Here is a 6149-nt window from a genome sequence, read left to right as displayed (position 1 = left end):
AAACCATGCACCGAAGCTACGGGTATCATCTTATGATGATGCGGTAGAGGAGCGTTCTGTAAGCCTGTGAAGGTGAGTTGAGAAGCTTGCTGGAGGTATCAGAAGTGCGAATGCTGACATGAGTAACGACAATGCGAGTGAAAAACTCGCACGCCGAAAGACCAAGGTTTCCTGCGCAACGTTAATCGACGCAGGGTTAGTCGGTCCCTAAGGCGAGGCTGAAAAGCGTAGTCGATGGAAAACAGGTTAATATTCCTGTACTTCCAGTTATTGCGATGGAGGGACGGAGAAGGCTAGGCCAGCTTGGCGTTGGTTGTCCAAGTTTAAGGTGGTAGGCTGAGATCTTAGGCAAATCCGGGATCTCAAGGCCGAGAGCTGATGACGAGTGCTCATTAGAGCGCGAAGTGGTTGATGCCATGCTTCCAAGAAAAGCTCCTAAGCTTCAGATAACTGGGAACCGTACCCCAAACCGACACAGGTGGTTAGGTAGAGAATACCAAGGCGCTTGAGAGAACTCGGGTGAAGGAACTAGGCAAAATGGCACCGTAACTTCGGGAGAAGGTGCGCCGGTGAGGGTGAAGCACTTGCTGCGTAAGCCCACGCCGGTCGAAGATACCAGGCCGCTGCGACTGTTTATTAAAAACACAGCACTCTGCAAACACGAAAGTGGACGTATAGGGTGTGACGCCTGCCCGGTGCCGGAAGGTTAATTGATGGGGTTAGCGCAAGCGAAGCTCTTGATCGAAGCCCCGGTAAACGGCGGCCGTAACTATAACGGTCCTAAGGTAGCGAAATTCCTTGTCGGGTAAGTTCCGACCTGCACGAATGGCGTAACGATGGCGGCGCTGTCTCCACCCGAGACTCAGTGAAATTGAAATCGCTGTGAAGATGCAGTGTATCCGCGGCTAGACGGAAAGACCCCGTGAACCTTTACTATAGCTTTGCACTGGACTTTGAGCTTGCTTGTGTAGGATAGGTGGGAGGCTTTGAAGTGGGGACGCCAGTTCTCATGGAGCCATCCTTGAAATACCACCCTGGCAACCTTGAGGTTCTAACTCAGGTCCGTTATCCGGATCGAGGACAGTGTATGGTGGGTAGTTTGACTGGGGCGGTCTCCTCCCAAAGAGTAACGGAGGAGTACGAAGGTGCGCTCAGACCGGTCGGAAATCGGTCGTAGAGTATAAAGGCAAAAGCGCGCTTGACTGCGAGACACACACGTCGAGCAGGTACGAAAGTAGGTCTTAGTGATCCGGTGGTTCTGTATGGAAGGGCCATCGCTCAACGGATAAAAGGTACTCCGGGGATAACAGGCTGATACCGCCCAAGAGTTCATATCGACGGCGGTGTTTGGCACCTCGATGTCGGCTCATCACATCCTGGGGCTGAAGCCGGTCCCAAGGGTATGGCTGTTCGCCATTTAAAGTGGTACGCGAGCTGGGTTTAGAACGTCGTGAGACAGTTCGGTCCCTATCTGCCGTGGACGTTTGAGATTTGAGAGGGGCTGCTCCTAGTACGAGAGGACCGGAGTGGACGAACCTCTGGTGTTCCGGTTGTCACGCCAGTGGCATTGCCGGGTAGCTATGTTCGGAAGAGATAACCGCTGAAAGCATCTAAGCGGGAAACTTGCCTCAAGATGAGATCTCACTGGAGCCTTGAGCTCCCTGAAGGGCCGTCGAAGACTACGACGTTGATAGGTTGGGTGTGTAAGCGCTGTGAGGCGTTGAGCTAACCAATACTAATTGCCCGTGAGGCTTGACCATATAACACCCAAGCAATTTGCGCCGAGGCCAAATTGTGGTGGTGAAGACGCAAGAACCGAAAGTTCGCGACAAACCACAAAGATCACATATCCGAATTGGCTGGAGTATCCATCTGGATGTTCTGGCAACAGAATTTCTTGACGACCATAGAGCATTGGAACCACCTGATCCCATCCCGAACTCAGCAGTGAAACGATGCATCGCCGATGGTAGTGTGGGGTTTCCCCATGTGAGAGTAGGTCATCGTCAAGATTCATTTCGCAAAACCCCTATCTGCGCGAGCAGGTAGGGGTTTTGTCTTTTCCGCGTTCCCAAATAAACACAGTCTCCCCCTGTAGGAGCGGCCTCGCGCCGCGAAAGGGCCGCAACCGGCCCCGGCGATATCAGCGTGATGCACAAACCCCGGAGCCGCTACGCGCCCCTTTCGCGGCACAAGGCCGCTCCTACAGAGGGGGCGCGTTGCGTCTTTCAGCCCCGCGCCAACTCGGCCAGATGCGCCTTGGCCTCTTCGCTCTTGAGCACCAGCACATCGCTTTCCAGCGAGTCCAGCACCACCTCCGCGGTATTGCCGATCAGCGCCCCGGAGATGCCTGTCCGTGCCACGGTACCGACAATGGTCACCACGGCATCGAGCTTCTTCTCGGTGTAGGGAATCAACACATCCGCGGGCCCTTCGGCGATGTGCAGGCGGTCATCGGTGATATCGAACTCCGCCTGGAACGCCAGGCACGCCTCGCGATAGCGCTTCTCGATGGTCTCGGTGAGCTGGTAGACCGGGTCCGCAGCGGACAGCATGGGCGAGGGGTGGGCACTGATCACATGCAGCTCGCCCTTGGCCAAGCTGGCGATGTCATAGCCATGGTCGATGATGCTGGCATGCAGCAGGCGATGGGCTTCGTCCTGATTGCCAACATCCACGGCCGCCAGGATCTTGCCACCTGTCCATGGTCGCTCGCTCTTGACCATCAGCACCGCGCAGGGGCACTCGCGCAGCAGCTTCCAGTCGCTGGGGGTGAGCAATGCCTTGCGCAGAGGATTGTCCGGCCGGTGTTCCTTGATAACCAGTTCGCAACCTTCGGCTTGCTGCACATGGATGATCGATGTGTGAAGGTTGTCCTTCCAATGCTGCTCGTGGGTGACACTGTCGTACCCATCATCATGCAACTGGCTGCTGAGCAAGCTGAGCAGTGCGCCATGATCCTGCTTCTTGTCGCACATCAACAGATGCAGGCGCGCGCCGGTCTCCCCGGCGATCAGCTTGGCCCGGGTCAAGGCACGGCTGTGGGCGTGCTCGGGGTCGAGGACGACAAGGATGCTGCGTACGGCTTGCATGGGCGTGAACTCCCTTCAGAATGGCGGCCAATGCCTGACTATAGACGGCGCCGCTGCCGCCGCCGCTTGATATGTATCAAGCATAGTCACTGGCACTCGGCACGGTCGCCGGTATAATCCCCGGTCCTGCCGATGTCCTGTGTGATTGTGAGTGCCATGTCCCTGATTCCTGAAATCGACGCCTTCCTCGGTTGCCGTACCCCTGATGCCTGGATCGAGGCGGCGCTGGCCGACCAGGAGACCCTGCTGATCGATCACAAGAACTGCGAGTTCAAGGCGGCCAGCACCGCGCTGAGCTTGATCGCCAAATACAACACCCACCTCGACCTGATCAACATGATGTCGCGCCTGGCCCGCGAGGAACTGGTGCACCACGAGCAGGTGTTGCGCCTGATGAAGCGCCGGGGCGTGCCGCTGCGGCCGGTCTCGGCCGGGCGCTATGCTTCGGGCCTGCGGCGGCTGGTGCGCGCCCATGAGCCGGTCAAGCTGGTGGATACCCTGGTGGTGGGGGCTTTCATCGAGGCGCGCAGTTGCGAGCGCTTCGCCGCCCTGGTGCCGCACCTGGACGAAGAACTCGGCACCTTCTACCACGGCCTGCTCAAGAGCGAGGCACGGCATTACCAGGGCTACCTGAAGCTGGCCCACCAGTATGGTGATGAAGCGGATATCGCCCAGGTGGTGGAGCAGGTGCGCGAGGCCGAGGTCGGGCTGATTACTTCACCCGACCAGGAACTGCGCTTCCACAGTGGAATTCCGCTGGCGCAAGCCGCCTGAGCTACTGGCGGCGCCCGAGCAACAAGCCGACCACCAGGCCGAAACCTGCGGAAATCGCCACCGTCTGCCAGGGGTGGCCGCCAATGTACTCCTGTGTCGCCTCGACCACCGGCTGTGCCTTCTGGCCCAGTCGGCTGGTGGCGTCGCGCGCCTGGCGCAGCTTCAGCCCCAGTTGCGCGCGCATGCCTTCGGCTTCCTCACCCACCAGCGACGCGCTGTCGCTGAGCAGCTTTTCGGACTCCTCGATCAATGCCTGCAGCTCGCTGAACACCTGATCCTTGATCTGGTCGTTGTTGCCTTGCGCGGCGGTTTTCCTGGCCATGTACACATCCTCGTGAAGGGTTGGGCGTTGAACAGTGGATGCCACGGCGCCGGGAAAGTTGCAGCGGCGTACCGATGGCGCGTCGCTACAGTGTAAGATAGCGCCCATTTCCCAGCGGCAGGTAATACCCCCATGAGTTTCAATCTGGCCAACATGAGCTTCCAGGAACGGGCGCAGATCGAGGCAGAGAAGGCCCGTTTGTTCGAGTACTGGCAGAACAACCTGGGCAAGGCCAAGGGTGAGGCCGCTCGGCTGATCGCGGAGAAACCGCGGCGCAAGGGCAAGTGGGCCGAGTGGGTGCGTGCGGAGCTCGACGGCATGTCGCCGGCGGAATTCACCCAACTGGTACGCAGTGAAGTGAACAAGATGATGGCCGCCGCCAGCACCAGCCGCTGAGGCAGGCGAACACTTGCGGTGCGGGGTGCGCACCTTTCGGCTTTCTTCTGACAGGAGTCCCCAGGATGCCAAGATCCATCGTTGCCGCCCTGCAGATCGGCTCGCTGCCTGCGGGCAAGGCTGCCACCCTGGAACAGATCCTCGGCTACGAGCAGGCCATCCGCGAGGCCGGTGCCAGCCTGGTGGTGATGCCCGAGGCGTTGCTCGGCGGTTACCCGAAAGGCGAGGGGTTCGGTACCCAGCTCGGCTATCGCCTGCCCGAAGGGCGTGAAGCCTTCGCCCGCTATTTCGCCAACGCCATCGATGTACCGGGTGCCGAAACCGAGGCGCTGGCCGGGCTGTCGGCGCGCACCGGGGCGAGCCTGGTGCTTGGCGTGATCGAGCGCAGCGGCAATACCCTGTACTGCACCGTGCTGTTCTTCGAGCCTGAAGGCGGCCTGGTGGCCAAGCACCGCAAGCTGATGCCCACCGGCACCGAGCGGCTGATCTGGGGCAAGGGCGACGGCTCCACGCTGCCGGTCGTGGAGAGCCGCGCCGGGCGCATCGGCGCGGCGATATGCTGGGAGAACTACATGCCCCTGCTGCGCACTGCCATGTACGCCAAGGGCGTGCAGCTGTGGTGCGCGCCGACGGTGGATGAGCGCGAGCTGTGGCAGGTCAGCATGCGCCATATCGCCGCCGAAGGACGCTGTTTCGTCATCAGTGCCTGCCAGGTGCAGGACTCACCGGCGGCGCTGGGCCTTGAGGTGGCCAACTGGCCGGCAGACCGGCCGTTGATCAACGGTGGCAGCGTGATCGTCGGCCCCCTCGGCGAGGTACTCGCTGGGCCCCTGGTAGGTGAGCGAGGGTTGCTTTGTGCCGAGGTCGACACCGATGAGTTGGTGCGTGCACGTTACGACTTCGATGTGGTCGGCCACTATGCACGGCCGGATGTGTTCGAACTCAGCGTGGATGAACGTCCACGCCCCGGTGTGCGCTTTGTCGGTTCCGCCGCTGCTGGCGAGTGATCGTTCGCTTACCTGAACAACAGGTTTACCAGCCGGCACTTGTGGCGGCGGGCAGGTCCAGCTTGCCTTTGTCGGTGAAGCGCATTGTCCCGAGCGTGCCGCCCGCCAGCTTGCCGCGCAATACATAGGGCAGGCCTTGCAGGGACTCCACCCGGCTCAGGCCATAGGCCTGGCGCAGGAAGGCGAAGGCGGTGATGCTCACCGGCACCACGATCACCGCCTCGTCGTAGCGACCGATATGCCCGCGTTGATCACTCACTCCGGCGGCCAGGGGCTGGTCGTTGACTTCCAGGTTGAGGGCGATGCCGTTGAAGTCCACCGGGGTTTCGTTGGGGTTCTGCACGCGGATCTTCACCGCCATGCGCAGCTCCAGGTCCTGGCCGGGCAAAGGATCGATGCCGATCACGCTGATGTTCAGCGGGTCACGGCCCTGGAACAGGGCGCAGGCACTTAGGCCAAGGGTCAGCAGCAGAATCAGGCAGGCGCGGGCATACATGGTGATAGGGTCTCGGGACACGGGCGAGTCCTCAGTGTGGCAAATGCGTGGCGCCGCTATCA

The 6149-nt window shown here is 60.4% G+C and carries 6 protein-coding genes and 2 rRNA genes (1 of these 8 cut by a window edge); 5 read left to right on the top strand and 3 right to left on the bottom strand.

Features of this window, described 5'->3' with window-relative positions:
• Positions 1 to 1760 (top strand): 23S ribosomal RNA (locus PRtIB026_RS20265); it begins 1134 nt to the left of the window's first position.
• A 136-nt stretch (positions 1761 to 1896) separates the two neighbouring features.
• A 5S ribosomal RNA gene (rrf, locus tag PRtIB026_RS20260) occupies positions 1897 to 2012 on the top strand.
• Between the two features lie 216 nt (positions 2013 to 2228).
• Here rrf and PRtIB026_RS20255 read toward each other — a convergent pair.
• Entirely contained in the window at positions 2229 to 3092 is an 864-nt protein-coding gene (locus tag PRtIB026_RS20255; protein WP_203651946.1) for a universal stress protein, read from the bottom strand.
• A gap of 156 nt (positions 3093 to 3248) precedes the next feature.
• Between PRtIB026_RS20255 and PRtIB026_RS20250 the strand changes: the two genes are divergently transcribed.
• Positions 3249 to 3866 carry a tRNA-(ms[2]io[6]A)-hydroxylase gene (locus tag PRtIB026_RS20250; RefSeq protein WP_232856986.1) on the top strand — a complete coding sequence of 206 codons (618 nt, stop codon included), beginning with the start codon at positions 3249 to 3251 and terminating at the stop codon, positions 3864 to 3866.
• Position 3867: 1 nt separating this feature from the next.
• On the opposite strand, the gene PRtIB026_RS20245 is transcribed toward PRtIB026_RS20250, so the two are convergent.
• Positions 3868 to 4188, bottom strand: coding sequence for a DUF883 family protein (locus PRtIB026_RS20245; RefSeq protein WP_031315252.1), 321 nt, complete (start codon positions 4186 to 4188; stop codon positions 3868 to 3870).
• A 132-nt stretch (positions 4189 to 4320) separates the two neighbouring features.
• Here PRtIB026_RS20245 and PRtIB026_RS20240 point away from each other — a divergent pair, with 132 nt between their 5' ends.
• The gene (locus tag PRtIB026_RS20240) at positions 4321 to 4584 is read left to right on the top strand and encodes a hypothetical protein (RefSeq protein WP_203651948.1); all 264 of its coding nucleotides are present in this window, start codon (positions 4321 to 4323) and stop codon (positions 4582 to 4584) included.
• Between the two features lie 65 nt (positions 4585 to 4649).
• Complete coding sequence (locus tag PRtIB026_RS20235) at positions 4650 to 5591, top strand: carbon-nitrogen hydrolase family protein (protein WP_232856987.1); 942 nt, start codon at positions 4650 to 4652, stop codon at positions 5589 to 5591.
• Positions 5592 to 5616: 25 nt separating this feature from the next.
• On the opposite strand, the gene PRtIB026_RS20230 is transcribed toward PRtIB026_RS20235, so the two are convergent.
• Positions 5617 to 6087: an LEA type 2 family protein gene (locus PRtIB026_RS20230; RefSeq protein ID WP_203652624.1), complete on the bottom strand. Its 471-nt coding sequence runs from the start codon at positions 6085 to 6087 to the stop codon at positions 5617 to 5619.
• Positions 6088 to 6149 lie beyond the last annotated feature (62 nt).

Source organism: Pseudomonas sp. RtIB026 (genome assembly GCF_016861355.2).
Classification (GTDB): Bacteria; Pseudomonadota; Gammaproteobacteria; order Pseudomonadales; family Pseudomonadaceae; genus Aquipseudomonas; species Aquipseudomonas peradeniyensis.
The sequence above is the reverse complement of the archived record's forward strand: the minus strand, read 5'-3'. Positions and strand labels throughout refer to the sequence as shown.

Bases quoted from the DNA above. Each gene is read 5' to 3' on its own strand.
- PRtIB026_RS20235 (WP_232856987.1), top strand. From the start codon at position 4,650: ATGCCAAGATCCATCGTTGCCGCCCTGCAGATCGGCTCGCTGCCTGCG.
- PRtIB026_RS20255 (WP_203651946.1), bottom strand. From the start codon at position 3,092: ATGCAAGCCGTACGCAGCATCCTTGTCGTCCTCGACCCCGAGCACGCC.
- PRtIB026_RS20230 (WP_203652624.1), bottom strand. From the start codon at position 6,087: ATGTATGCCCGCGCCTGCCTGATTCTGCTGCTGACCCTTGGCCTAAGT.
- PRtIB026_RS20240 (WP_203651948.1), top strand. From the start codon at position 4,321: ATGAGTTTCAATCTGGCCAACATGAGCTTCCAGGAACGGGCGCAGATC.
- PRtIB026_RS20250 (WP_232856986.1), top strand. From the start codon at position 3,249: ATGTCCCTGATTCCTGAAATCGACGCCTTCCTCGGTTGCCGTACCCCT.
- PRtIB026_RS20245 (WP_031315252.1), bottom strand. From the start codon at position 4,188: ATGGCCAGGAAAACCGCCGCGCAAGGCAACAACGACCAGATCAAGGAT.